At 32.8% G+C, this 26,907-nt stretch carries 27 protein-coding genes and 2 pseudogenes; 15 read left to right on the plus strand and 14 right to left on the minus strand.

The features are described from left to right. The first annotated feature begins 131 nt into the window (after nt 1–131). Nucleotides 132–1,344 (plus strand): annotated as a pseudogene (locus OPS21_RS02910) (IS4 family transposase). Here the strand turns inward: OPS21_RS02910 and argB are convergent. Continuing rightward, a complete protein-coding gene (argB, locus tag OPS21_RS02915; RefSeq protein ID WP_264336965.1) occupies nt 1,341–2,279 on the minus strand; it encodes an acetylglutamate kinase in 939 nt (312 codons plus the stop codon). The pseudogene OPS21_RS02910 and the gene argB sit on opposite strands and share 4 nt — an antisense overlap. After that, nucleotides 2,254–2,850 carry a ribosome biogenesis GTP-binding protein YihA/YsxC gene (yihA, locus tag OPS21_RS02920; RefSeq protein WP_264337276.1) on the minus strand — a complete coding sequence of 199 codons (597 nt, stop codon included), beginning with the start codon at nt 2,848–2,850 and terminating at the stop codon, nt 2,254–2,256. The genes argB and yihA overlap by 26 nt, the downstream gene beginning before the upstream one ends. 110 nt (nt 2,851–2,960) lie before the next feature. Here yihA and prfA point away from each other — a divergent pair, with 110 nt between their 5' ends. Then, nucleotides 2,961–4,052: a peptide chain release factor 1 gene (gene prfA, locus OPS21_RS02925; RefSeq protein ID WP_264336966.1), complete on the plus strand. Its 1,092-nt coding sequence runs from the start codon at nt 2,961–2,963 to the stop codon at nt 4,050–4,052. 118 nt (nt 4,053–4,170) lie between these two features. Continuing rightward, on the plus strand, nt 4,171–4,416 hold the full coding sequence (locus OPS21_RS02930; protein WP_264336967.1) for a hypothetical protein: 246 nt from the start codon (nt 4,171–4,173) through the stop codon (nt 4,414–4,416). A 383-nt stretch (nt 4,417–4,799) separates the two neighbouring features. Here OPS21_RS02930 and OPS21_RS02935 read toward each other — a convergent pair whose 3' ends face one another. Together OPS21_RS02935 and OPS21_RS02940 are read right to left on the minus strand one after the other, a co-directional pair. Further along, nucleotides 4,800–5,729, minus strand: a complete 930-nt coding sequence (locus OPS21_RS02935) for an AEC family transporter (RefSeq protein ID WP_264336968.1) — start codon at nt 5,727–5,729, stop codon at nt 4,800–4,802. Nucleotides 5,730–5,983: 254 nt separating this feature from the next. Next, a complete protein-coding gene (locus tag OPS21_RS02940) occupies nt 5,984–6,541 on the minus strand; it encodes an acetyltransferase (protein WP_264336969.1) in 558 nt (185 codons plus the stop codon). A 16-nt stretch (nt 6,542–6,557) separates the two neighbouring features. Here OPS21_RS02940 and OPS21_RS02945 point away from each other — a divergent pair, with 16 nt between their 5' ends. After that, entirely contained in the window at nt 6,558–7,718 is a 1,161-nt protein-coding gene (locus tag OPS21_RS02945) for a multidrug effflux MFS transporter (RefSeq protein ID WP_264336970.1), read from the plus strand. Between the two features lie 588 nt (nt 7,719–8,306). Here the strand turns inward: OPS21_RS02945 and OPS21_RS02950 are convergent. Both OPS21_RS02950 and OPS21_RS02955 read right to left on the minus strand, forming a co-directional pair. Next, on the minus strand, nt 8,307–9,584 hold the full coding sequence (locus OPS21_RS02950) for an IS4-like element ISWpi18 family transposase (protein ID WP_264336305.1): 1,278 nt from the start codon (nt 9,582–9,584) through the stop codon (nt 8,307–8,309). Between the two features lie 49 nt (nt 9,585–9,633). After that, entirely contained in the window at nt 9,634–10,512 is an 879-nt protein-coding gene (locus OPS21_RS02955; protein WP_265027699.1) for a Mur ligase domain-containing protein, read from the minus strand. An 86-nt stretch (nt 10,513–10,598) separates the two neighbouring features. Between OPS21_RS02955 and OPS21_RS02960 the strand changes: the two genes are divergently transcribed. Next, nucleotides 10,599–11,267 (plus strand): septal ring lytic transglycosylase RlpA family protein, encoded by a 669-nt coding sequence (locus tag OPS21_RS02960; RefSeq protein ID WP_012481726.1) that lies wholly within the window; start codon nt 10,599–10,601, stop codon nt 11,265–11,267. A 224-nt stretch (nt 11,268–11,491) separates the two neighbouring features. Here OPS21_RS02960 and OPS21_RS02965 read toward each other — a convergent pair whose 3' ends face one another. Continuing rightward, entirely contained in the window at nt 11,492–12,130 is a 639-nt protein-coding gene (locus tag OPS21_RS02965; protein WP_264336972.1) for a hypothetical protein, read from the minus strand. A 162-nt stretch (nt 12,131–12,292) separates the two neighbouring features. On the opposite strand from OPS21_RS02965, the gene ubiH reads away from it, so the two are divergent. Beyond that, complete coding sequence (gene ubiH, locus OPS21_RS02970) at nt 12,293–13,441, plus strand: 2-octaprenyl-6-methoxyphenyl hydroxylase (RefSeq protein ID WP_264336973.1); 1,149 nt, start codon at nt 12,293–12,295, stop codon at nt 13,439–13,441. Between the two features lie 412 nt (nt 13,442–13,853). Here ubiH and OPS21_RS02975 read toward each other — a convergent pair whose 3' ends face one another. Further along, nucleotides 13,854–14,555, minus strand: coding sequence for a hypothetical protein (locus OPS21_RS02975; RefSeq protein ID WP_265027700.1), 702 nt, complete (start codon nt 14,553–14,555; stop codon nt 13,854–13,856). A 449-nt stretch (nt 14,556–15,004) separates the two neighbouring features. Between OPS21_RS02975 and OPS21_RS02980 the strand changes: the two genes are divergently transcribed. After that, nucleotides 15,005–15,220: a hypothetical protein gene (locus tag OPS21_RS02980; protein WP_264336975.1), complete on the plus strand. Its 216-nt coding sequence runs from the start codon at nt 15,005–15,007 to the stop codon at nt 15,218–15,220. An 87-nt stretch (nt 15,221–15,307) separates the two neighbouring features. Here the strand turns inward: OPS21_RS02980 and OPS21_RS02985 are convergent. Next, nucleotides 15,308–15,599 (minus strand): annotated as a pseudogene (locus OPS21_RS02985) (transposase); the annotation flags it as partial. Then, entirely contained in the window at nt 15,517–15,699 is a 183-nt protein-coding gene (locus OPS21_RS02990; protein WP_264337287.1) for a hypothetical protein, read from the minus strand. The gene OPS21_RS02990 and the pseudogene OPS21_RS02985, both read right to left, overlap by 83 nt. A gap of 151 nt (nt 15,700–15,850) precedes the next feature. Between OPS21_RS02990 and odhB the strand changes: the two genes are divergently transcribed. The 3 genes from odhB to OPS21_RS03005 all read left to right on the plus strand — a co-directional run bounded on the left by odhB (nt 15,851) and on the right by OPS21_RS03005 (nt 19,365). Continuing rightward, the gene (gene odhB, locus OPS21_RS02995; protein ID WP_264336977.1) at nt 15,851–17,023 is read left to right on the plus strand and encodes a 2-oxoglutarate dehydrogenase complex dihydrolipoyllysine-residue succinyltransferase; all 1,173 of its coding nucleotides are present in this window, start codon (nt 15,851–15,853) and stop codon (nt 17,021–17,023) included. Nucleotides 17,024–17,460: 437 nt separating this feature from the next. Continuing rightward, on the plus strand, nt 17,461–18,096 hold the full coding sequence (locus OPS21_RS03000; RefSeq protein WP_264336979.1) for a hypothetical protein: 636 nt from the start codon (nt 17,461–17,463) through the stop codon (nt 18,094–18,096). 288 nt (nt 18,097–18,384) lie between these two features. Beyond that, nucleotides 18,385–19,365 (plus strand): IS481 family transposase, encoded by a 981-nt coding sequence (locus OPS21_RS03005; protein WP_264336561.1) that lies wholly within the window; start codon nt 18,385–18,387, stop codon nt 19,363–19,365. 68 nt (nt 19,366–19,433) lie between these two features. Here OPS21_RS03005 and OPS21_RS03010 read toward each other — a convergent pair whose 3' ends face one another. From OPS21_RS03010 to OPS21_RS03025, 4 genes are all read right to left on the minus strand, one after another. Beyond that, nucleotides 19,434–20,300 carry an Rpn family recombination-promoting nuclease/putative transposase gene (locus OPS21_RS03010; protein ID WP_264336980.1) on the minus strand — a complete coding sequence of 289 codons (867 nt, stop codon included), beginning with the start codon at nt 20,298–20,300 and terminating at the stop codon, nt 19,434–19,436. 191 nt (nt 20,301–20,491) lie between these two features. Next, nucleotides 20,492–21,724, minus strand: a complete 1,233-nt coding sequence (locus tag OPS21_RS03015; RefSeq protein WP_264336981.1) for a TomO hydrophobic C-terminal domain-containing protein — start codon at nt 21,722–21,724, stop codon at nt 20,492–20,494. Between the two features lie 652 nt (nt 21,725–22,376). Beyond that, nucleotides 22,377–23,696: an IS4-like element ISWosp7 family transposase gene (locus OPS21_RS03020; protein ID WP_264336202.1), complete on the minus strand. Its 1,320-nt coding sequence runs from the start codon at nt 23,694–23,696 to the stop codon at nt 22,377–22,379. Nucleotides 23,697–23,772: 76 nt separating this feature from the next. Next, complete coding sequence (locus OPS21_RS03025) at nt 23,773–24,915, minus strand: hypothetical protein (RefSeq protein WP_265027701.1); 1,143 nt, start codon at nt 24,913–24,915, stop codon at nt 23,773–23,775. A 45-nt stretch (nt 24,916–24,960) separates the two neighbouring features. Here OPS21_RS03025 and OPS21_RS03030 point away from each other — a divergent pair, with 45 nt between their 5' ends. From OPS21_RS03030 to OPS21_RS03050, 5 genes are read left to right on the plus strand one after another with little or no spacing between them, the layout of a single operon-like run. After that, the gene (locus tag OPS21_RS03030; RefSeq protein WP_265027702.1) at nt 24,961–25,227 is read left to right on the plus strand and encodes a head-tail joining protein; all 267 of its coding nucleotides are present in this window, start codon (nt 24,961–24,963) and stop codon (nt 25,225–25,227) included. Continuing rightward, nucleotides 25,224–25,715, plus strand: coding sequence for a phage tail protein (locus OPS21_RS03035; protein ID WP_406833378.1), 492 nt, complete (start codon nt 25,224–25,226; stop codon nt 25,713–25,715). Before OPS21_RS03030 ends, OPS21_RS03035 begins: the two co-directional genes overlap by 4 nt. A gap of 9 nt (nt 25,716–25,724) precedes the next feature. After that, nucleotides 25,725–26,204: a hypothetical protein gene (locus tag OPS21_RS03040; protein ID WP_264731787.1), complete on the plus strand. Its 480-nt coding sequence runs from the start codon at nt 25,725–25,727 to the stop codon at nt 26,202–26,204. Beyond that, nucleotides 26,191–26,655, plus strand: coding sequence for a phage baseplate assembly protein V (locus tag OPS21_RS03045; RefSeq protein ID WP_265027703.1), 465 nt, complete (start codon nt 26,191–26,193; stop codon nt 26,653–26,655). Before OPS21_RS03040 ends, OPS21_RS03045 begins: the two co-directional genes overlap by 14 nt. Further along, nucleotides 26,652–26,906: a PAAR domain-containing protein gene (locus OPS21_RS03050; protein WP_012481797.1), complete on the plus strand. Its 255-nt coding sequence runs from the start codon at nt 26,652–26,654 to the stop codon at nt 26,904–26,906. The genes OPS21_RS03045 and OPS21_RS03050 overlap by 4 nt, the downstream gene beginning before the upstream one ends. Nucleotide 26,907: the final 1 nt, after the last annotated feature.

The raw sequence follows: 26,907 nt of genomic DNA on the forward strand, positions 1-26,907 counted from the left end.
GGATGGCAACCACCACAATTCGGGAACATTTAAAAAAGCATAAGGGTCAAGTTAAGGAAATAAAGGTATGAAGAAGATAGGATAAGAAGATATAAAATTCTCTCGGATATATTTTAGTGAGAGAACTAATGATGAATAAAATAACTTGCTTATCAAATTACCTCAACAAATTTTTCAATGAAATGGCAAATAATTGAAACAGAAAAGGAAAAGAAAATTGAGTAATTGATGATTCATAAAAGCTATAATTTTGGGTAATATAGGGGTTACAAACTGAATCATAGATACAATGTGCCAATTATTAAATGAAGAATCTGTGATAATAACGAAACAGGGTTTAGATTTCAGGTTTACTAAAGAAGCAGTAGAATTTATGAAAAGAATGTACAATGGCTTTATTTAAAATACCCTGCAAATTGATTGTAGAATCTTGCAGCAATTTAAAAGCATTGGATAGTAGCTTTGCCTAACAGCATGGAAAATCTATATAAAGGTTATGGACAAAGGTTATGAGAGTAACACTAAGTGTGGAATAAAGTTAAAATTAGTTTTTGATTACCTAAATCAGACATTGGATCAACTTAACATAACGGAGGGAGTAAGAAGGTTATAGGGAGAAGTTGCTAATATCTGACCTTGGTTCAAGTTCTTTTAAACAGATCAATGGAACGGGAGCTTATTTTATAAGTCGTTGATACCAATGTATATGCTATAGAAACAAATCAAAAAATGGAATTATTGGAATGTTTAGGAGACAAGCTATTTTTAGAAATGAAGGTGTTGTTGGGAAAAGAAGCAAAGATTAGAGTAAGAATGATATGTCATAAATTAACTGAAGAGCAGTCTCTAGCCAGAAGAAGAAAAGCTAATAAATTGGCAAAATCACATGATCTTCCAAAAGGAATCAGAAATTGTTGAACTGGTCAAAACTAATATTCCAGAGGATAAAATTAGTGCTGAGCAAGTATTACAGAGTAAGGTGGCAAATTGAGTTGTTTTTAAACTATACAAGAGCTACATAAGACTTAAAAGGGAAGCCACACAGAGTATTGTGTGAATTATATGCTAAATTATGTGCAATTCTCATATTTCATGAGTTGTACAAAATTAAAAAAGAATACAGAACTCAGTTTAACAAAGGCATTTATTGAGCTAAAAAGGCGGATTAGAGAGTTATTTTTAGCACTAAAGAATAGAGTTAATAGTTTGAAAATTTTTCTTAAAAAGATTACAATAACTTGGTCATGATTTTCATTAAAAGACAAGTACAGAAAAACTAGAGTATCTACTTTAACTTCCCTAAATTTTCAACGTTCATATGATTATAAGCAGTATAGCTATTAATCATCGATTATTGATATACCTGAATTATTCTCAGTAAATAAATCAAGTATAATGTTAGGTACTCTACCATCAACTATGTGAACAACCCCTGCACATTCTTCTACCATTTTAGTATATGACATAAGCCTTTCAACAAATTTTTCTCCTTTAATTTTTCCACAATCAATCGATTCTTTTAAATTTTTAATCAAGACTCTTCTATTGCCAAATTTGTTTATTTCTTCATCTGTATCACTCAAGATTATCATTTTAGATGCGTAAACTGCAAGTGCAATTGCACTTGCAGTGCTATCAGTATCAATATGGTATGTTTCTCCATTTTTTCCATAACCGATAGGTGCAATAACTGGTATAGAATCTGATTCTTCAATAAAGAATAATATATCAGGATTGATTTCAGTTGGTCTACCGATAAATCCCATGTCTAGTATTTTTTCAATATTATTTAATCTATTTTCCCTAAGCGTAGTGCTTATCTTTTCAGCTTTTATGAGGTTGCCATCTTTTCCACATAATCCAATAGCTGAACCACCAGCAGAATTTATATGCTGAACAATTTTTTTATTAATTGAACCACACAGTGCCATTTCAATGATTTTCATAGTGCTTTTGTCTGTAAGTCTGACGCCATTTATAAACTTATCTTCCATACCTAGCATTTTTAATACTGAGTCAATTTCATATTCTCCATCATGAACTATCACCAGATTTATACCAAGCTGTTTCAACAGGACAACATTATGCGCAAAAGCACTAAGCAGCGTTTCATCTGAGATTACTACACTGCTGCACTTGATGATAAAAGTTTCGCCTACAAATTTAGGTATGCTAGACAGCACTTCAAATAATATTTCTGCTTTTTCCTTCAATGGCATCTTACCATTTAAAGATTCATCACTTTTCATTTTTTTATCTTGTAAATTTGAAAAACTCATCTCTTACCTTGGTTATTTTATGCTTAACACGAATGCTTATTTGATGAATTGACACATGCTCATTATTAATCCACTTTTTAGTACTTTCTAAAATAGCATCTAGACTTTCCTGACTCACTTTATCTATTTTTGTTAGCACAATATTAAAGTTAATATTATTACATATTAACCAATAAACAAAGTCTTTGTCTATTTCTTTTAATCCTACCTTGCTATCTATAAGCACAAACACTCTTTTTAGATTTCTCCTGTGAATTAGATAATACTCAATTAGGTTTAAGTACTGTACTGCTTCTTCTTTGCTTGCGCAAGAATAGCCATAACCCGGTAGGTCGACAATCCTAAACTTATCATTGTACATAGAGTAAAAATTTATTTGTCTAGTGCATCCAGGTTTAGAAGAAACTCTTGCAGCTTTTTTGCTGTTTATCAGCAAGTTGATCAAACTCGATTTTCCTACGTTTGATCTACCAGCAAACGCAATCTCTGGAGCCGACTCATCTGGTAATGATTTTTTGTCTGAAGCTCCAAATATGAAGCTGCAGATTGATGTTATCTGTTTTGCCATTATACTTAGGTAGAAATATTCGAGACAATTATAGTGTTATTGCTTGATATAAGAAATTTTTTATTTCAGTATATATTACTTACTTAAACAGCTAAAAACTAGACCTATACTATATGGATATAGAGAATAATTTACAAGACTTAAAAAAAAAGTTTTCTGATGTAGAGAGAAATCTGGAAAACCCTACCAATTTGAGTCAAAAAGAATTCGTTAGTTTTTCAAAGGAATACTCTGAACTCAGACCAATTATCGAGATAATCGATGAATATAATGTATTAAAAGAGGAAATTTCAGATTTAGAAGAAATCATGAAAGATGAGAACAGCGAGAGTGATATAAAAGAGTTAGCAAAAGAAGAACTTCTTGAGAAGCAAAAGATACTATTACCAAAAGTAAAAGCCAAGCTAAAGTTAGCGCTATTGCCAAAAGATGAAGATGACTCAAGAAATGCAATATTAGAAATTAGAGCAGGCACAGGAGGAGAAGAAGCAGCATTGTTTGCAGCGATACTATTTCGCATGTATCAAAAATATGCAGAAAGAAGAAATTGGAAATTTGAACCAATAAACATTTCTAACACAGGTATAGGTGGTTATAAAGAAGCTTCTGCAATCATTAATGGAACAGAAGTTTTTGCAAGGTTAAAATTTGAGTCAGGAGTGCACAGAGTACAAAGAGTGCCAGAAACTGAATCCTCAGGAAGGTTGCATACCTCAGCAGCCACTGTTGCAATATTACCTGAAGTTGAGGAGGTTGACTTTAAAATAGAAGAAAAAGACTTGCGAATAGATGTTTACAGGTCTAGTGGCCCTGGCGGGCAATCAGTGAACACAACCGATAGTGCAGTAAGGGTTACTCACTTGCCAACAGGGATAGTTGTTATACAACAGGATGAAAAATCGCAGCACAAAAATAAAGCTAAAGCACTTAAGGTATTGAGAGCTAGGTTATATGAAATTGAAAGACAAAAAAAAGAAATGGAAAGATCAACAATGAGAAAAAGTCAAATTGGTTCTGGAGATCGCTCTGAGCGTATAAGAACTTATAACTTTCCACAATCAAGAATTACAGACCATAGAATTAATCTGACTTCACATCGATTAGAACAGATTATAAAAGAAGGTGAACTAGATGAATTTATTGAGGCATTGATTTCACGAAATGAAGCAGAAAGGTTGGCTGGAGGGGGTAATGTTACTTTTTGATGGAAATTTGAAACAAAGCATAGGTATCAGGTTAAAAAGAAGTAAAGTTAGTTGTTCATAAGGTTGACAATTATTTAAATTTATGCTGTAATTGGCATCTCTATAACTTATAGAAACCATGGAAGTTGACTTTAATCAATATGTTAATAGTAACACCTTAGAGTTAAATAATCTATATGTATATATGGAAAAGCTAGTAAACTTTTTACAGAAAAAGCAAAATATTACAAGCTTGACTTTATCTAATTGTTATATTGATGCTCAGTGCGGAGAAGTTTTAAATGAAGCATTAGAGAATATTAATCTTCCAAATATTACAAAGAATTTAATTTACTTTATGACAACGTCTGCAACGAAGGCATAGCAGCATTACGTGAATCATGGAACAACAATATGCTTCCAAATCTTATTAAGTTTAGTTTTCCCTTTAGTATTACTAATGATAACAAAGATATGGAAATGTCAAGCGAATACCTATTCGGTTAATAGCATCATATAGAAAAAGGCAAGTTACATTTATTTGTTGCTGCTCATAGAACATCCAAATTCAACTATAGACCTGCTAAAAGGTGTAGGAAATCTTACTGCTATTGACATTATTGCGAAAATTCCATCAATTGATAACTTCCTATTCTGTGTGAAAAAATAAGAAAGGAGAGGAAAAAAGGATTAGTTTCTTTTATGATTATCCAAGAAGTCTAGTCTAAATTCAAGTTTTGTGAATAGGCCTAGCGCTTAAATTTTTGATCAAAAAGGGACAAGTTTAGTAAAAAATAATGATATTATAAGTGGAACATAAAATAGTCCCACTGCAGTACTAATTAGGAGCAATAAAGTAGCTTTATCTGGTTGGTAATTTAAAATATTAGCAAGTATTACACTAGATCCAGAAATTGGAATAATAGCTAGCAACATCAGTGCTTTATATATACTTTCATCGTATATACCTACAACATTTTTGTCTAGTAGAACAATTCCTAAGACAAATAATGGCCAGAATATATACTTTGCTACAATAGTGGTCAAAGCAAGCTTCCAATCTACTTTAAAATTTGTAATTTGTGCAACACTCACTCCAAGTAGCACCATTCCTAATGTAATAAATGTACTTCTGATATTTATCATAACATCTATCAAAAAATCAGGTACTTGTATATCATATATACTTAAAAAGAAACCTAGAATCATCGAATATAATGAAGGAAGTTTAAGTAACTTTAATGCACATTCTCTTGCAGTATAAATACCATTTGCAGCTATATAAAATCCTAAGCTATTTTCAAAAAGTGCCATTCCTATATAACAGACAACATACACAGACACTGAATCTTCATCAAATAAAGCTATGGCAATTGGTAGTCCAAAATAACCCATACTTGTGCTGCCTGAGCTAAACGCTAATATGTTCCTTGTGTTATCCTTAAATAAGAAAGAAGAAAGATAATATACTGATAAGGACATAATACTACCTATAAACCATATCAAAATCGGCAGAGAAATTACTTTTAAATTAACTTCTGTATGAGATACTCCGTATAAAATCACTATTGGATTAGCTATATAAAAGAGTATTTGGGATATAGTGTTTCTATCAATTTTAAGGTACTTTCCTGCTAAATAACCAATAAGTATTGTAATGTAAATAGGTAATATTTTAAGGAAAAGAGTAAAGAACATACTAGCCTGTTGTAATACCTTTGACTGATAAAGTGATATTAGATTTTAAGGTATTGTAAAAGTAAGTAAAATTTATTTTCCAATTAATCAAGTTCATAGTTAGTTAAAAAAGATTCACTGAGTGCCAAAATTTGTTCTTATATAGGACTTAATAATGATATTTTTATGATTAAATTATGTTAAGTTTGTATAAAGCTCCTTGTATATTTTTATAAACCACTTGTAGTAATTTAGGTAGATTGTTGAAAAAACACTCATCTTGAATGGTTCTCAGGAATTCTTGCCTTAATCATTAAAATCGCACTATTAATTTCCATAATTTTTTTAAAGCCAACTTTTTCGTAAACACGGATTGCACAAACATTTGCTATATCTGGGTCGACAAAGGCATTTTCATAAACTTTAAAGACAAATTCGTTTAAAAATATATTCAAAGCTTGTGGACCAATGCCTTTGCCCACATAATCCAGCTCTCCGATATACCAGTCTATAGCAGCACAGCTTTCTGAAAGTTCTGAAGTGTCGTAACCCTGCTCAGGTGGAAAATCGTGTTTATTATAGTATTGAATATAACCAATATCAACTCCGTCACAATTAATAATGAATGCATGCATCGGTTTTTTAATAATTTGCGTCTCAAACTTCAAACGTTTGAACCCCTTAATGTAGGTACTATATTTTTTCTCAATTAACTCTGGTGTCCAATTTATATCCGCATCCCACCATTTCTTTACATGGGGTGTTTCTAACCATTTTAATAACAGTAAAAAATGTTCTTCTTTCAACGCTTTAAATGTGATATTTTTATTCATTCGTTAAAGATTTAAAGTGTTACTACCGTTTATATTAATCCTATCTCTAGTTGCTAAGTTCATTGAAATTGATATTTCTGTACCTAGTTTTCCTGATATAGTACGCTATTTTAACGTACCGGAAGGCACAATTCAATTAACTATTGCTTATAATTTTTTAGGCGTTTGCATAGGAGGGTTGTTTTTTGGTCCATTATCCGAATGTTATGGCAGAAGGAGAATTATGATCATAGGTAACGCTTTCCTGTTAATTGGTGCTATTGGCTGTGTTTTTGCGCCGTCAGTTTTTTGGCTTTTAATCTCCCGCTTTATTCAAGGCATTGGTGCAAGCACATCTGTGGTTGTATTTGCAATTGTTGCAGACAGCTATCAGGGTGAGAAAGCAGTAAAATTTATTGGAATCATGAATTCTATTCTCACAGTTCTAATAGCAATTGCACCAGTTTTAGGTAGTTTCATCAATGAAATTGTAGGGTGGCGCGGTAATTATGCAAGTGTTGCTATACTTTGTTTAATCTCCTGGGTTTTACTGCTTTTTCTATTACCAGAAACAAAAAAGGACCGCGATGTTTTCAGTCTGAAAAAAATGATGAGAGACTATGGAAAGTTATTATTGAGTTCAAAATTTGTGATGCTGTCTTTAGCGCAGAGCCTCTTTTCTGCTGCTTATATGTCATTCATTACTTGCGGACCTTTTTTGTATATGGAAACTTTTGGCTTATCCAGTACTATTTATGCACTACATCAAGGTGCAATAATTGGGTCCTTCTCACTTGTGAGCCTATTTTCTGGTAAAATTTCCCATAAACTTGGAGCAATGCGGTGTGTCATCTCTGGTACAGGCGTGATTACTATTGGATCCCTGTTGCTTTTAATATTCAGTATAACCATGCCTCACTTCTACTACTTGGTAACACTGTCTATGATCATTTTTTGTATAGGTTGTGGAATTTGCCAAGCAGTGATTTTTAATGCATCATTAAATACTTTCCCTGAAATTAAAGGTACAGTTTCTTCTGCAGTTTCATTTGTCAGATTTTTCACTATGGCTATTTTTACCGGCTTAACAAGCTACGTTTACGATGGTCAAGCAACCAGTGTAGCTATTCTTGTTTTTTTTGCAGTAGTTCTAATTTACTGTCTATTTACTGTTTTCAAGGTCTGGAAAAATCTATAATCACCATATAGATCCTTCTCATTTCTAGTTATTGCGGTAATATGTATTGTAACTTTGCCGGCTGCTCTAGATGTATCTCTTCCAAATCACCTAATCTATATTAGTTAAAGAGTATTATCTTGCTTATGCGTCTAAAGTTTAAGAGCCAATTTTCAGCAATCCAATCAAATTCCAATTTTTTTCAAACAACTGTTTCTTGCTATTTTTGTACCTTAAAAAATTTAGCTTACTTTTACGCTAGCTTGTTCAAATAGCATTAGTACGATTTACTTTTTTTGAATGTAGAGATTTTCTAGGGATTGTCCTCTTAAATTCTATAGTATCTTGTTTAACATTGAAACGAGAATCCAGTTTCAAGCATTGAGGTGATGAAGAAAGGGCTGCTTTTATTCCACTGCCATTAAGTTAAGGGAAAGAGAAGTTAAGATTGGACAAAAAATTTGAAGTGATTGATAATTATGGTAAATACTAGGGTGAATTTTTAAGAAAAGGGAGTCTGAAAAGTGCAAGTTATTTAAAAAAGTAATAATTGCAGGTTATTTTGCAAAGAATGTACTAATGCAATGATACTGAAAAGATATCTTGAATTTAAAACACATGTTTTCTAGCTCTTTTCTGGTAGTTGAGTGAACGAATATCAGATATCTTATGACGATCAACTCTTCTCCCTTTTCTCACCACTAAAGTGTTCATCAAAAATAACTGTGATAGTCGATCCATAATGCAGTCTATGTCTGACTCTGTAGAAAAAATATCAAAGGCTAAGTTTTTAATCGCATTAAATGAGACAGATTTATTGATGCTTTTTTTTAGTTTACTATTCTGTGCGCTCAATGTCTCTTCATCATCTTCTATCATGATACTTTCTAGATTACTGATGAAGATAGTTGACCAAAAATCCTGCTTGATAGTTTCAATACTTTTTCCTGTGAAATTCTCTAAATTTAATCTTCCCTTCAGCCTAGAAAAAAATGTTTCTACTCCCCAGCGCAAGTAATATAATCTCTCAAACTCTTCAACTGTAAAACGTTTCTCATCTAACAGAGATGTTACTAACACTTCAACTTCGCCAGAAGAAAGTATTATTTTGACTAACCTGAATTTCATCTCATCAGGTAATCCTAGCTTTCGTAGCTGTCTTGCTACTTTAATAGGTGCGGTAGACACTACCACCGTACTAGATGGGCTTTCCGGCTTAAACATAGCGTTTATTTCATTGAAAGACGAACTTGAACAGCGAATTATATAATTGATTTTCCTTCCTGTAAGCTCAGCAAGAAATCGATAAGATACGTATCCTCTATCACAGATTAACAAATCGTCTGATTTTATGGATTCAAGCATACCGATTGCTAAATCAACCTCATAGCTGTCACCTCTACTTAGCACAGATTTTATTGCAATATTATTTAGCACATCGTAGCAAACTTCAAAGGTTGCACTTGTATAGTCTTCAAATCTCTGGATTCCATTCCATACTGCTCTTGAGCCAAACTCACCTATTATTTTGTCGCTCTTTGGCAGAATCAGTATTGAAGCATCAAATGCAAGTACTCTGAAGCCATGGTGGGTTTTAAATTCCTGATCTTGGTAGTATAGGGAAACTATATCATCATTTAACTCTGAAAACGCAGTATGCTTTAGCTTCTTTCTTGCTTGAGTAAATGCACTTGCCGTAATTGTATAATCTTTTCTTGTATGCAGAACAAACTCATTAAGCATCACTTGTAATGACTTTACACTCTTTCTAAAAATCAGGAGAAATACATTAACGAAGGGCAGCTTTCTTTTTCGTGAGAAGTCTTTTGAGGATGCTCTGTGTGCGTTTATAAAGTTTAAACTCATCAATTTATTTTTTATAAACATGATTATTCTTTTTTTTACTCATGTCATTACTTCTTTTAATTTGTGGATCTTACCTGATTTTATAATACAGTTCATCACTTTTCCTTAACTTAATGGCAGTGGCTTTTATTCCACCCCTCTCAACTATTTGAGTAGTTGACAATGGAATACGATTACTTTCGTTTATACTAATCAGCACGTCAAATTCTATGCTATTATTGTGTTGTTTGATGTTGCTAGCTCTAATTTTACCATTTCCAAACCCAAACGTTATAGAATTACTCGCATCATGATTGATGTCTGCAGAATCAGGCAAAATAGCAAAATTCGCGTTGTTTACAAATCGAGAAAACGCATTTTTGATGTCGTTAAATGTACCGTAATGGTCTATATGGTCGTCATTAATACTTGTTACAACAGCAATATCTGCAGGAATTTTTAACATAGTTCCATCAGACTCATCAGCCTCAATTAAGAAAATGTCACTTTTGCCAAGTTTTGCATTACTCTGATAGGAATTTAATATTCCTCCAACAATTACAGTGGCGTCAGCACCAGAATGATCAAAAATGGAAGCAATCATAGCTGTCGTCGTCGTCTTGCCACTTGAACCTGAAACTGCTATCACATATTTACCTTTCATAATTTTAACCAGCATGTCTGACCTATGCAAAACGGTTTTATTGTTATTTCTTGCTGCAACTAGCTCCACATTATCAGGTTTTATTGCGGAAGAATGTACAACTATTTGAGCTTGTCTAATACTACTTGCATCGTGACCAATATAGACCTCTATACCTAATTTTTGTAACCTATCTATATTGTCGTTTGATCGCGTATCACTGCCTTGAACTTTATAACTGGAATTATGAAGAATTTCAGCAATTGCGCTCATTCCAATTCCACCTATACCGATTATATGTATTACTTCTTTTTTAGTGCTGTGCATATTTGGCAGTAGACGTTTACTTATTACTAAATTTATTATAGTATAATTTAAAATCCTCATGTTATCGAACCATTTCACTAAGTACAATGATAAAAAAACTAGCCTTTCTATGTCTAATATTCGTTTTGATGAGTAGTTGTAGTTTTAGCAATAGGTGTAATCACACCGCAGGTCATTATAAAATTGGCAATAGCTATACAATAAATGGTATCACCTACCACCCAAAATACTGTAGCTGTTATGAGGAAGTAGGAATAGCATCGTGGTATGGAATAGAAGATCATGGCACAATTACAGCTAACGGTGAAGTGTTTAATCGTCACTTGATTTCTGCAGCACATAAGACCTTGCCCCTACCCTGCTTTGTTCGTGTTACTAATTTAGAAAATGGAAGAAAGCTTGTTATAAGAGTTAATGATAGAGGGCCATTTGTTGAAGGTAGAATAATAGACTTGTCAGAAAAAGCAGCACAAGTTTTAGGACTTCATAAGTCTGGGCTTGCGAAGGTAAAAGTCGAGTACTTAAGAAAGAGGTCAGAACAATTGATACAAAATACTCCTCATTACAAAAGGCAATATGAAAAAGAAATGCAGAAACGTCACCCAAAACAAAACAATGCAGAAAGTAAGGGATATGTAGCATTTTTTGTAAACGCTCAGGTAGCTAAATCAGCTGCATCAAAGCTTCGTAATCAAGGAATAGAAAATGTTAGATTGCTTTTCAAGAATGATCAATATTGCGTAAAAGTAAGTTAAAACCTGCATTACAGATTGTGTAGCATGACAGAAACTATTTGACAAATGAGAATGTTCCAAAAGCATGTGCGTCAAGTTGAGAAACTATCGTGAAATATAGCAATATTTAAGATTGGTATTTTATTTGTTACATTTCAGGTAGTGACAGCTACCTCAGCTGTAGCTGTAAAAAATAATCTACCACTTAAGAAATTTCATTAAAAAAATAGCATAATCTTATTTCTCTAAAAAATACTATCTTCAACTTGAATATGTTGAAAAATATTTTGCGTATTATCCAAAAAGTCATCCTTTATAGCAGCTAGCTCGGATTGTTTTTGAGATAGATTATCTTCTATTGTTCTATTAAAACAATCAAGATCATTGCACTTTAGTTGAGAGCGCATGTCTCCATTTTCATATAAACCTCGTATAACGTCATAATATGCTCGAGTTTCATCAGTTTCTGGTTGTTGATTTTCTTTGAGTATTGCCTTTAATTTTGAATCTATGTCTAATTCTCTTTTTATATCTTCAGTAGCATTTTTATGATATTTTTCATAATCTTCAAAACTTTTTAATATTTTACCTTTTACTTCATTTTGTAACGTCTTTAGCAAATCTTTAGCATGAGGTTTTTCAATTTTTTCCTTCCACTCATCATACGTATATTCTTGTCGACTACCATATTTTGTATCTTGACACTCACTTCCTATGTTAAACAGCTCTTTGTTACAGATTTTATCACCCTGATAAAAGTAATCGCTTATATTGATTTTATTATTGCCAGTTACGGTTTGTTTAATTGCTGCTTTATTTTCTGCAAGTTCTTCTCTATATTTAGAGATACAGTTTCTCATTTCTTCTTTACAATCTGTAGTCATAAGCTGTTTCCTTTAATAAAATTAAAACCTATTTTAGCATAAAATAATTAATACTTTATTACTAATCTGAGGTATACTAAGGTAGTGATAAGAAGTCCAGCATCTACAAAGTTTGTTTAAACTATTTTCAAAACGAATAAAATGTAATTTTAGGTAAATAAAATGAATTACGATGTAATCATTTCAGGTGGTGGGCTAATTGGTCTTATTACTGCTATTGGCCTGAGTAATGACTCTGTATCTGTAGCCGTAATTGAAAAAAGTAGTTTGCCACGTACAGTTGATGATAATCGAGCATTTGCCATTTCTCAAGGATCAAAAAAAATACTAGAAAAATTAGGGATTTGGAGGCTCTTAGAAGGCGAAGCTGAACCAATACTTGATATATGCATATTAGATGGAAATAGCCCATTTACTGTGCATTATGATCATAAAATGGTCGGTGAAGAACCAATGGGTTATGTAATCAAGAGCGCTATTATATGGAATGCAATCAATAACAATTTTTTGCATAAACTCAATATATATTCTCCACGTTCCTATAAAACAATTTCTTGTGACGAAGGATACATGGAAGTTACTCTTGATAATGATCAAAAATTGATATCATCGCTATTTATCTGTGCTGAAGGTAAAAACTCTAAGCTGCCAGAGCTGTTTTCTATACCAATGATAAAATTTGGTTATAAACAAAATAGCATTGTATTTAATGTAAAACATGAACTACATCACCAAAACTTAGCTGTAGAGCGGTTTTTTCCTGGTGGTCCATTTGCAATTTTGCCAATGAAAGGTGGCTATACTTCTTCAATAGTTTGGACAGAAAAATGCGAAATTTCAAAAATGCTGATGAGCTTATCCGAAGAGGAATTTGTCATAGAACTCAAAAAAAGATTTGGTTCTTATTTGGGAGAAATTGAATTAGAGGGTGAAAGAAGATTCTATCCTTTGAGTTTTTCTTTTGCAAGAAAGCTGCATAAAAGCAGAATTTTGCTGATTGGCGATGCAGCACATTCAATCCACCCGGTTGCAGGTCAAGGACTTAACCTTGGAATGAGAGATTTAGAGAGTGTTATTAGACAAATAACTGCTGCAAAATCCTCTGGCATTGATGTTGGTAGTAACTATCTATTGAAGAAAATTTCACGTGATAGATACTTTGATAATTTTACTATGGCACTTGCAACTGATGGATTAAATAGGATATTTTCCAATAGAATATTCTGCGCTAGAGCATTTGGTTTAATGGTAGTTGAAAATTCAGATTTTCTTAAAAAACGCTTCATTTGCCACGCTATGGGATTTATGTAAATCATTAGATTTCTTTTATAATCAGGTGTCATTTAAGTAGCTGATACTGGAGCCCAAATTCCATAACTTCATCCCAGTGTGATACTTTATGCCTTTTTTCTCTACTAAATCTTTTAGGGTATACTTTTATTTTAACCTCCAGCTTCTTATTTTTTGTGCTATTTTGTACCTTATAGAGATATTTGCCATCATTACAGCTGCTAGCGATTACTCACGAAAACAACCATATATACCTGATTGTAGACAATTTGAGTATGATTTTGTTTATTTTGGATGTTATTAAAAGTAAAACTTTTGGCAATAGCAAAGATCCTATTTCTTTTTATCAGTCAATCAATTTTAACAATACAACTTTTTAATTTATTATTATATTGATTTTGAATTTTCTTTACATGAAACGAGGGATTCTAAATTAACCTTCTAGTTTCCTATATGTAAGCATAGAAATATTTGAATCTTCCAATAATTCCCGAACTTCTTTCTCAGTAAATTTTGCAACTGATTTGTTTTTCGTAGCTAAACTTTCAGAAATACCTTTTCTCCTTTCGATAATGCCTAAATCCTCAAAGTTAACATCAAAATAAAGTAGTTCTAAAATTTCTGCAGCAGAGTTAGATACTTCTTCCTTTGTAATATCAAAAAGTGCTATACAATTAGGGTCAAAAAGTGAAAAGCTTTCTTTAATGTCACTATTTCGCCTTACTAACATTGCATGTCCACTACCATTTAGACGAGTAAAATATAGAGTTGCATAGTATCCAGGTTTTACTTTATCTAGATTTTTGCTAAGTATTGCGCTGTTTATTTTATATTTTCCTGTCGTTCTATCTTGAACCATAATACATTTATGGTCTTCACATGAAACATAATCATTAGGGTAGCAACCATGACGCTCATAAAATAACCTTTCTCTATACCATCTCTCTCGTCGAAAAAATGATGCATCAGAAGAAATCATATCTAATAACTTTTTTTTCTCATCATTTGTAAGTTTTTTTTGTTGATTAACAAAAACTTTGCTAAAAGCCACGCTATTCCACAAATAATCATTTTTTATCACCCAGTCACACAATATCTCACATAGTCCTCTTATATATCCCTTTTCTTTCGACATACTAAAGTCTGATAACACTTTCACAAACATACGTAAATACAAGCTACTTAATGAATAATTACTTTTTATCCAATTAGGTATAATCCAATATAATGGGTCAAAATTATAAAATTCCCTAGGTTTTCCTTCTAGAACGTGAAGTTTAAAATAATGACTCTTATGCTTATTAACAAAGTCAATCAAGGGTCCTTGAAAAAAAGTAATAGCATTTTCCAGTTTTTCATCACTTACTATACCTTTTAAGCATTCTTTAAAAGTAGGCATATTGTTACCAAAAGTATAACCTACATCTATATTGGCATTACAATGCTAACAATACATTAATGCTACAAAATTCACATACGAAATGGTAACTGAAATAGAAATAGTTAAATTATTGGCGAAATTAGAGATATTATGATAAGCTAAGAATGAAATTCAACCATTAAGATTAAAGTGAGGTGAGAAGTATGAGTGATGTATTTTATTGTGATGAGTTTAATGATCATGATTTAGATAATGGTAAAACTCCTTTAAGGGAAAAGCTCAATGAAATCATTAAAGATTTAGAGGAAAATAAATATACAAACCTGGGAGGTATAAAATTAATAAAAGGCGATGGAGATGTTAAATATTTTCGAGCTAAATTAAGTGACAGCGACAGGTTACTATTTACTAGTATATAGCATAATGACAAAGATGCTTTTGTTATTTTAGAAGTAATTCTAAATCACGATTACCAAAAATCTAAATTTTTAACAAACAAAGAAAAAATAAAAACCCAATACATCCTTTTTGCCTTCTTGATCTATACCCAATATGTTATACATGCACTTACTTACACAACAACCGTCTTCTTTCACCTTAAAAAACCATGAATACTATCGGATATATTGATTGTAGTGGACGACTACACCATTCATTGATTATAGGTAGTAATTTATCTGTAATTCCAGATATCTCTGCTGCAGATATTTTATGGTCATAGATTTCTTCTACATATGATGCTATACTTGCATAAGACTTTAAGTTTACTGTAATCCATTGAATTAATGCTATCAACAATTCTTTGATTTGATAGTAATTCTCCACTATAAGCCTTACATATCAGTTGAAGTTTTTCATTATCTAAATCTTCTGAGTTGCCTACTTTATCAAAAGCCATAATCTTATTTCAATTTACTTAGTATTTTAATTTTGCATGTATTAGGAGGAAATAATCAAGCATTATGATAAAAGGCCTAATGAATTTATTAGTTTATTTATGTTTCTTTTCATGTATAAATTTATAGAAAGTTTTATGTAGAAGTTATTTTATGAGCAAAATTATAGAAATCAGAGCGCCAAAAACTCTTGGTGGTGAATCAGTTACGGAAGGTATAGTAAAAATAAAGAAAAATATCGGCGAAGCAGTAAAAGTAGATGACTTGATCTTTGAAATTGAAACTGATAAAACGGCGCTAGAACTAACTGCAGAAGCTTCAGGACAAATAACTGAATTTTTTGTGAAAGAAGATGATGTAATTAGCCCTGATCAATTACTGGCAAAACTTGCTGTAGGAGAAGTAAAAGAAGAAGTGAAAAAAGAAGATAAAGGCGAAAGCCCTGATAAAAAAGATGCCCCTTCAGCTCGTAAAATTATGGAAGAAAATGCAATTAGTGCAGAAAATGTAAAAGGAACTGGCATGGGAGGCAGAATAACTAAAGCGGATGTGATAGACCATATGAGTAAAGCTGAACAACCTCCGGTAAAACAATATGAATCGCCAAAAAGTGTAGTAAGTGGAGAGAGAAGAGAAGAGCGAGTGAAAATGAGCAAAATAAGGCAAGTAATAGCTGTTCGTTTGAAAGCATCGCAAAATACTGCTGCAATACTGACCACGTTCAATGAAATTGACATGAAAAACGTCATGGATCTGAGGGCAAAGTATAAAGAAGCTTTTGAAAAGAAATACGGAATAAAACTGGGTTTCATGTCGTTTTTTATAAAGGCAGCAGTGCAAGCGCTGAAAGAAATTCGTGAGATTAACGCTGAAATCTCAGATGATGAGATTATATATAAAAATTACTATGACATAGGTGTTGCTGTTGGTACCGACAAAGGTCTTGTTGTGCCGATTATTCGCAATGCTGATCAAATGTCATTTGCTGAAATTGAACTAACTTTAGTTGCCCTTGGCAAAAAAGCACGAGAAGGTAAGCTGCAAGTATCGGAAATGGAAGGTGCAACATTTACTATCTCAAACGGTGGCGTATACGGCTCACTCCTTTCTACTCCAATAATCAACCCTCCACAATCTGGAATACTTGGCATGCACTCAATACAAAATAGACCAGTTGCTATAGGTAGCTCAATTGAAATCAGACCGATGATGTATATTGCTCTCTCTTACGATCATAGAATAGTTGACGGTAAAGGAGCAGTGACTTTCCTTGTTAAAATAAAAAATTACATAGAAGATCCAAATAGATTAATTTTGGAAATTTAAATAGGTTAAAAACGATAGGCCAGTTTTTCTGAAGTTTTTAAGGTGGGTGTTACAGCTGTACAAACATTTGTTTATAAAGGTAACTTATACGAAAAATGGTCAGTGCTTACTGTATGAGAACTGTGATTTAGGCCTAAAAAATGCGAGTAGCCCCTTTGGTGTTATCTAAGTAGCTGACACTGGAATTTCAGCTTCTATAATGTCATGCCAGTGTCCGGACACTGGCATCCAGAAAAATTTACAAGCAAACTGAGCTTATGCTAAATTTAATGAAATGAAGGATTCCAGACTCTTGCGTCAATGAACCTCTTTCGAAACTAGAATAAAGTTAAAAAGAGAGTAAAATGGTGGGTTTTGAGTGAGGGAAAAGGTGAAAATAGCAGAAGAGTTAGATGATGAAAAATTTCGCAGGTTAACAGGAGTAAAAAAGGTATAAAATGGTAGAGATTTTACGAGAAGCAAATAAGAAAAAAATGTTAAAGGGGGTAGAGTTGAGTGAAGAGGACATGCTATTTATGAAAGAGAACTTATTAACGACTAAGGATCTAAAGAAAAAATCAGTAGAAACTAGAAAAGAAATTGAGCAGTTAAGAAGTAAGAATGAAATATCAGAAAGAAGAGCAGAAGAAGCAGAAGCAAAAACAAAAGCTCTTAATCTACTATACGATGAAGCAGATGATCAAGACATATCAAGAAAAAGAATAAAACAAAATAAGGAAGTGCAGAAGTTTTTAGAGTGCCAATATACTTTTCTGGTTTTAAATGAAGGTTATACAACAAAATTTAAGAACCTATGTAAAGAGTATAGAGAGTTGAAGAGAGAAATAAAAGAGCCTGACTTTGAAAGATTATCAAAGCTTGTAGATAAGTTTGAGAAGCTAAGCAGAAGTTTTATTGAAGGCGAGAAGAAAGAAAGAGAGAATGTACCAGAATGCAAAGACCAAGAGATTGATAGATTAAAGCTGAGCATAGTAACGAGAGTAGTACAAGCAAGGGATGTAGCAGAGAAAGAAAAGAGGAAAGTAGAAAAAGAAAAAGTAGAGGTAGAAGAGATAGTAAAACAATTGATATAAATCAAAAGAACAAAGAGGGTGCAATTCCTTTATACTATGCTTTAAAAAACTATCACTCAGATATAGCTAATTATCTTATACAGAACAAGGCTGATATTACTCTAAAGATGGAAGTGGTTATAACATCTTGCACTTTGTGTAATAGATAACAAGTGTTGACTTATCTGTGTGATTCATAGAGGTTATTACAGCAAAAATGTAAGATAAAATAAAAACTTTGACTTGTGATAGTTTAAATACCTTATTACAATAATATGAATAAATTCATCAACAAGAGGCAATCAGTAAATGGATACCAAAGTTAAGTTGCGTCTGAATTGGATAGAATTATACAAAAAATTAGGTCATGCAGGCAAAGTATGTCAACACTATAACATTTCACGCTTTACCTTACGAAAATGGTACAAACGTTATGAAAAGCTAGGTGAACAGGGATTGTCAAACCTTAGTAGCAGGCCTAAAACTTTACCCTTACAAAAAATCAACAAGTCAAATGAACAGCTCATTCTTCATCTGAGAAAAGCTAGAAAATTAGGAGCAAGACGTATTCAAGCTGAATTAAAGCGTTTACATGATATCTCTTTTGCATTGGCTACTATACACAAAGTTTTGAAGAAACACGATGTAAGTCTTTTACGTATTAAGCGCCACTATCGCAAGCAGATTAAGCGTTATAACTGCAAAGTGCCAGGAGAGCGTGTACAAATGGATGTTTGCAAAATATCTTCGGGGCTTTATCAATATACTGCTATAGATGATTGTACGCGTTATAAAGTTATCGCATTATACTCAAGGCGTACTTCAAAAAATACTCTGGATTTCCTAAAACAATTAAGGGAAAGGGCTCCATTTCATTGTCAAAGGATTCAGACCGATAGAGGACAAGAATTTTTTGCTTACGAAGTGCAAGAGTGTCTAAAAGAATGGAAAATAAAATTCCGTCCAATTAAGCCGTTTTCCCCACATTTAAATGGTAAAGTAGAAAGAGCGCAGCGTACAGATTTAGATGAATTTTATAGTAGCGTTAACATTAAGGATTATGAATTGCAAGTCAAGCTTAGGGATTGGGAAGAATATTATAATAAACAACGTCCTCATAGCTCTCTTCAGGGAAAGACTCCTTGGGAAAAATATAAAGAACTGGAAAAAACAATTCCTTGTCTAAGTGAAATACAAAAAAATTATATCTCATCAAAAGAAACATTTGTCATGCAAAATTACAAACATAACCAAGAGTTAAAGTCACTTCAAAAATATAAAACCTCTTAACAGGTATTTCAAGTTCAGACTTGATCTGACAAATTAGTTGCAATAACCTCTATGAATCACACAAATTATTAAACCTTCCGTAGTTCTTTAATCTCACTTATGGAAAGACCTGTAAACTTGACAATAGTATCAATATCAACGTTATTAGCTAGCATCGCTTTTGCTACTTCAATTTTACCTTCAATTTTACCTTCCTCTCTAGCGTCATCAAGTTTTTGAGCGAGGATGGCTTCTCCTTTACGTAGATCCATTATTCTCTCTTCATAAGCTACTAAATCTTTTTCATTCCAGCGAAACCTATCTAATTCATCATATGCTAGCTTTATTATTGGCGATTCCTTTGCTATTTTCTTTAAATCTTCATCTGTAGTTTCTTCTGCGTATTTAAAAAAGAAACACCACCTTTCTATTGTGCTTTCTAACAGCTCTACTTTATTTTTTGCAAATTTAGGTAATTCAATAAAGATAAATTGCAGATCTTTTAAGTAGTGTCCATTGGTTTTTATATCTCGTATATTATGAGTAGAAATATAATCAACTTCTTCAGAGAGTAAGTTACAATTAGAAATAGCAATAAAGAAGACTTTCTTTAAATCAATGTAATTTCCAGATTTATCTAATTGCTTTGAATAAGCCTTAGCAGCGTATAGTTGAGCACGTTTTTCAAAGCCTTTATCACGAGCAAGCTGCATTTCGATGACAAATCTATTACCAATAGAATCTTTACAAAGGACATCAACAATACTTTGTTTATCAGAGGCAATCTCAGGGTCCATGATAGTGCTTAAGAATTCAATTTCTTTTATTTCATTACTTCCAGAAAATCCTAAGATGTCGTTCAAAAAGTGGATAAGAATATTTTTATTTTTTTCCGTTCCAAAGATTTTTTTGAAACATAAATCATTGCGAGGATCAAGAAATTTAGAAATGGCCATAATATTCAGAGCTAAAGATCGGTAATTATACACTATTCTACACAAATATTCAATCTTTTTACGTCTGAAACCTTGTTTATTAAGCTTCAAATGTAAAAAGTGACTTTTATGGAGTGGCGTGTCAGATAAACAAATTCAAAAGAGTCTCTTCTTAATTTCTCTGCCACTCCATTTCATTTAAGCGTAAGCCTCTAAACAATAACCTCTTTATTAGCTACAACTTTTGCATCACTGCTTTCAAGTGCACTTGAGGGTTTACTAGCACAATATGTAACTACAGCTGCTATCAGGCAATAACCTGCTATTATTCCTGTTGTTAATAAACTAGCTTGGAAAACAAAATGTGCAATTAGTGCAGCAGGTATCGCAATCGTTGCTAATGTTATGGCTATAATAGTCCTTTGCGTACTTTGTGTTATAGTAGTATTTCTATTACCTGAGTTATTAAGCTGTCTTTTATTAGTTTTAGTATCATTTTGTTCAGTTTCTTCGTTGATTACTGGAGGTGATGTTATTAATGCTGGTGAATTGTGATAATTACTGTTACCACTTTCTGGTAGATAAAGATTTTCAGTACCAGATGCCAATAGTAGGGTATCATCTTTGTTATCTGAATTAGTAAGCTGCTTGTTATTGTCCTGAATGCTGTTTTTTTGTTCTAAAGTTGGTGTTTTAACATTTTCACCTGTAACAACTACATTATTAAAGTTGCTATTGAATGCTGAAGGTAGAACTTCTGGCTGTGGACCTTGTTGATTACCTTTAACTTCTAAGTTATCCTCGCCATTTTCTACGGTTACTACAAGTTTTTCCTCAACATATTTAGTTGTATGCACATTGCTGACATCTGAAACTGAATTTTTTGGTTGTAATACTTGCTGAACATTTTTAAAAATCGTGCGTTTTTTTGGATTTGGTAGTCTTACTTTTCTGTCTAAAGGCGAGCTTTCTTCTGCTATCCCTACTTGATTAGGTAAAGCAACATTTTTTACTACTGGAGTAGTATTAACTTTCTTGCTAGGAGTTTGTATCCCAGAATTTCTTATATTGTCTTGCAATAATTTTGCTCTATCATTTAATTCTTGTATCTTAGGAATTAATATATCAACTTCTTGGTTGACAATTATACCCTTCAATAATTCTAGTTTGTGTTGCTTCAGTTCCTCAGCGTATACATTACCATAACCTTCCATTGACTTTATTGTTCCCTCTAACTTCACCGCAATAGGAACGAATAATGTGCTAGCATGCTGAATTTGATATTCATTAAATTGATTAAGCACTGTTGTGACCTGATCTAGTCTTTTCAATATACTATCTATAGCCTTCTCATTATTAATCTCATTATTGAGATGATTATATTCCTTTTCAATATCATTTATTACTTTAGAGTATCTCGATAAACACAGCGTACATGCAGACACAAACTGTTTATAAGATTTCTTACCTGATTATCGTTTATATTCATAAATCGCAGGTGTAATGTCATCAACAAATGTATTATCTAAATCAGGCATAAAAAATAACCCCCTATTTCTTTCAATGGAACAAAAACTTATTCTAATATAAATTTTTTTGAGGCTGGAAGTCAAATGATAGAAACATCAGACTATTCTGTGCAAGTAGATTGAAAGACAATTTTTAGTAAAAATATCCCCTTTTCTAGCATCAAGTAAAATTCACTTATTTACTTTTCCTAAAATCGCAAAAAGGTACGTACCTTAGTGAGAACAATTTAAATAAAAGCAACGTTGTAAAAATAAAAGCGCAAAATTGTTGCAACAAAGTTAGGCAAACTAGTTCATATATAAATTTAGCAAAAAGCAGCTAATATAGCTAGTTTCAGCGAATAGCAAAATCACTATAATAAAAAGTTCGAACGTATCACTTGGTAGACCATGCCATCCCAAAACAAACTCTTCTCAAGCTAGCTGGTTTCGGTTGCTAGAAATGGTTGTGTTGCTCAAGTTTTTAATGGTATACGTTACTGAATTAATGGCAGTTCATTTTTGACATATAAACTCTCAGTAATCCTCATCTACCAGGAAGATCATCTGCAGAACCATACGCGTCAAGTTAAAGCAAATTTAGAGAAGTTAAGGTGGATACCCTAGTTTTTCTGTACTTGTCTTTTAATGAAAATTGCGACCAAGTTATGGTAAGCTTTTTGAGAAAAATATTTAAGCCTTTAATTTTATTATTTAGTGCTAAAAATAACTCTCTAACCCGTCTTTTTAGCTCAATAAATGCCTTTGTTAAGCTAAGCTCCGTATTTTTTTTCAGTTCTGTGCAACCCACTATTCCATGAAATATAAGAATTGCACACAATTTGGCATATAGCTCACATAATACTCTGTATGGCTTTCCTCTCAGCTTATCAAGCCTTATATTACTCTTATATAATTTGAACAATAATTCAATTTGCCATCTTATTCGGTAAACTACTAGTATTTGCTCAGCATTAATCTTACTTTTTGGAACATTAGTTATAAATATCGACCAATTTAGTAACTTTTGGTTCCTTTGAGAAGATGTGTATCCATGTGATCTTGCTAACCTATTAGCCTTTCTTCTTCTAGCCATAGCTTGTTCTTCAGTTAGTTTTTTAAATATAATTCTTACTTTAACCCTTGTCTCTTTTCCTAACAATACCTCCTGTTCTAGAAAAGATCGATCTCCCAAATGTTCTAGTAAATCTATTTTTTGACCTGTCTCTATATCATATATGTTAGTATCGGATTTATAACGACTTATGAAATAAGCTCCTATTTCATTGATTTGTTTAAAAGAACTTGGCACAAAATAACCCAAATCAGATATTAGTAAATCGTTGTTCGATATATTGCTTAAATGGCTTCTATAACCCTGATCTGACCTTATTCCTTCAGTTATATTAAGCTGGTCTAATGTCTGATTTAGGTAGTCAAAAACTAATTGTAACTTTATTCCAGACTTAGTATTGCTTTCATAACCACTGTAGCTGGTACCATAACCTTTATACATGTCTTCCATACTGTTAGGTAAGCTAATATAGCTGCTGTCTAATAATTTAACACCTCCAAAGTGCTTCAAGATTCTGCAATCAACTTGTAAGGTATTTTTAAGTAACGTTAAAGATTCATTATACATTCTTTTCATGAATTCCACTGCTTCCTTGGTAAATCTAAAGTCCAGACCTTGTTTTGTTATATTTATCGAGTCTTCATTCAATAATTGACACACTGTCTCTATACTACAATTATCAACCCCTATATTACCCAAAACGATGGCTTTTATGAACGACGAGCCTTTTAGCTTCCTCTTTCTTTTTATGAACCCTGTTGTAGCTGAGATTTTATCTGCTTTTTCATTAAAAAATTCTTTGAGCTTTTTTGAGATGCAAACTATTCTTTTCATTGTATAAGTTCTCCGTTTTCTTTGTTAAATTTAAGAGAACTTATATCTTCTTTTTCTCTTCCTTACACTAAGTTTATTACCACAGTTCCTTAACTTGACGCGTATGATCTGCAGAACTGTGTCCTAAGTTGTCCTTTATACGAAGAACATCCTTAACTGATATAAGAGTATCTGGCCTCTGTGCACGATCATTCCATATGGCATACGATAAAACTACTGTGTCTCCATCGGTAATACGCTTATAACTTCTACAATGCATATAATCATCTAGTTGGTTATTTGCTTCCCGCTTTTTACGCTGTAATTCACCAGCACCAGCAAACTTCAACTCTATTCCTATTGGGTGAACACCATCTCTACTGTCTGGAGACCGTAATAATACCAGATCTAATCTCTCTCCTCCTCCCAGTTGAAATTCAATAATTACCCTAGCTGGATTATCACAAGCGTAAAATAATCCATGCAGTATGGAATGAAATCCAGCCTCTCTAGCGTTATCCCTATTTACTATCCACCTTAACGGAAATAGCACATTAGAAATTGCTTGAAACATTTGTGCATGACGATTTTGTACTTGCCAACCAGTATTCATCATTATATCTGCAATGCTGTGCACGTTACTGACACCACCTATCTGTGAAAATTCACCTAGAAAAGATCCACCTACTTTACTTTGTAAATAGAGGGCAGGTGAGTGAAATGGTGTTACACCAACAGTTAAACCAAGATCATCCTCAGCTCTTCTTGCCGGATCCAATTCACATACTACTTCATACACTCTAGTGTCTGGCCAATGTGATAGATCTAGACCTTGCTCTGGAAACTGGTGAGTTGCTAACATATGACGTACATTAAGTACAATAACTCTTTTCTCTCTTCCTAATGATGCATATAAAACCATAGTTAAGTCACGATCTCCGACATTTACCTGTGTGATCCCTCCTTGCGGATCTAGCATTTTATCGTCATCATGATAGTGGAATAAGTGTTTGGTTACATCTACCCAATTTCCTCTTGTTAACATAATCCTTTTTTTTGCAAATGCGGTATTTCCAAAGGTAAACCCAGTTGTGTAGAGGAATATTCTCCTATCTCTAGCACTAACACCACCCCTATTTCTAACACCAGGTACAGCAGGTACACCGAAGGCTGGATATAGTAAATAGTCTCTAACGCTCTCTTGAATTCTGACCACAGACCCATTAAATAGCCTTTCCATTAAAGAAGATTCTCTTTCCAAGAAGATTGTTTTGATCATCTAGGAGTGGAAGCCATATATTGTAATCGAAATAAGGAAGGTATTCGTAAAATAAAAGTGCTAATTAAACGTCCTGACACTACGTACTCTTTAGGTGCAGATGGAGCATTAACTCAGCAAATTGCTTCTATAGAAATACGTGATCAGGACGTTACTTCCTTTAGCATAGGCGATTATATCAAGATTGAAAAAAGGTTCTACAAGATTTTTGAACCACCGTTAAAAGATTCTTCGAGTGAAATATGGAAAATTGAGGCAATAGAAAGTGTTTGATTAGTAACAATATTAATGAAATAATCTGCAATATTGAAAGAAAAGAGCAGAAAATAAAACTTGCAGCTATAAAAGCGCTGAACAAAACAGCAATATGGCTAAAATCAAAAGCAGCTAAGGAAATCAGTGAGGAAAAGAAGATAAAATTAAGTTTGATAAGAAAGAGATTAAGAATTTTTAAGGCGAAAACTAGCAGATTAGAAGTGTTAATTAGAGCAAATCTCTATGACATTAGAGCATCGGCAATTGGCAAAATACAAAAAACAAGAAGAGGATCGAAAGTAGGAAAGCATGAGTTTATAGGAGGATTTGCAGCAGTTATGCCAAAAGGAAATAGCGGTATGTTTAAACGTGAAGGAAGGGCAGCATTGCCAATAAAGGAAGTTAAGTTGCCATTAGAACCTGAGGCTTCAAGGATAATAGGGAATCTTGTTAATTATGAAGTTGAAAAGGTATTTGAAAAATATTTTATACATTACATGAGTTAAATTATATGCATGACAAAGTTCTGGAAAGATTTACATCAAGCAATTTGCAGCACACTGAAGGAAGAAATACCGGCTATACAGACATGTGAAATTTATCCAGCAATAAGAAAAGAATTATTAGCGCCAGCGGTATTTGTAGAGCTTGTGAGTTTAGAATCGGGAAAAGATCCTGGAACAGAAGAATTAGCGCTAAAAGCAAGATTTGAAGCAAGGGTTGTAGTTGATGGAACAGTCGAGGATTCCTCGGTAGTTGTTAGAACATTAGCTACAGAAGTAGCAAGAGTAGTAAATAAAAATACTTGGAACGTGAAGAGTGTTTCACCAGGAGAATTTATCTCTGCGGAAATTGACGGATTTAGGCCAGAATTGGATGCGTATTTAGTGTGGTTAGTGGAGTGGACTCATGAAGTGCATGCGGGTAAATCAGTATGGTCAACTGGCATAATGCCACATGTTATTGAGATAGGTGAAGTGCATGTTAGACCATAGTTTTGCAATTTCAGAGCTAAATAGAAAAGTAGCGAATATCATTCGTATAGGCCTAGTTAAAGAAATAGACTATGAAAAAGCAAAAGTAAGAGTGAAAATAGGAGAATTTTTAACAGATTATTTACCATGGATAACAAGCAAAGCAGGAAAAGATAGAGATTGGTCTCCTCCAGATATTGATGAGCAGGTTATGGTATTTTCTCCTCTTAGTGAATTATCATTAGGAGTAGTGTTAGGAGGGATATACCAGGAAAAATACCCTGCACCAGAGAATAAAAAAGAAATAAATAGTGTGAAGTTTCAGGATGGAACAAGATTGTTATATGATAAGGGAAAACATCATTTAGAGATTGAAGTAGTAGACAAAATAACACTGAAAGCTGGGGGATCAAGTATAGAAATGACAAAAAGTGGAATAAAACTGAAAACAGAAAGGATCGACTTAAATTGAACAAAGGAATAGTGAGGTTAGGAGACTACTGTGGAGAAGCTATACCACATTTCTGCATTAGCGGAAGTAATAATGTTTTTGTAAACGGTAAGTCAATATGTAGACAAGGAGAAAGTTTTAGTGAAGGAAAAGTAATGATTCAAGGATCAAAAACAGTGTTTGCAAATGGTCTTAGTGTAGGAAGAGTAGGAGATATAGTTTCATGTGGTTTTAAAGTAATAAAAGGCAGTGAAAGCGTTTTTGCAAAATAGA

The sequence above is a fragment of the Wolbachia endosymbiont (group B) of Chorthippus parallelus genome (assembly GCF_947251815.1).
Taxonomy (GTDB): domain Bacteria; phylum Pseudomonadota; class Alphaproteobacteria; order Rickettsiales; family Anaplasmataceae; genus Wolbachia.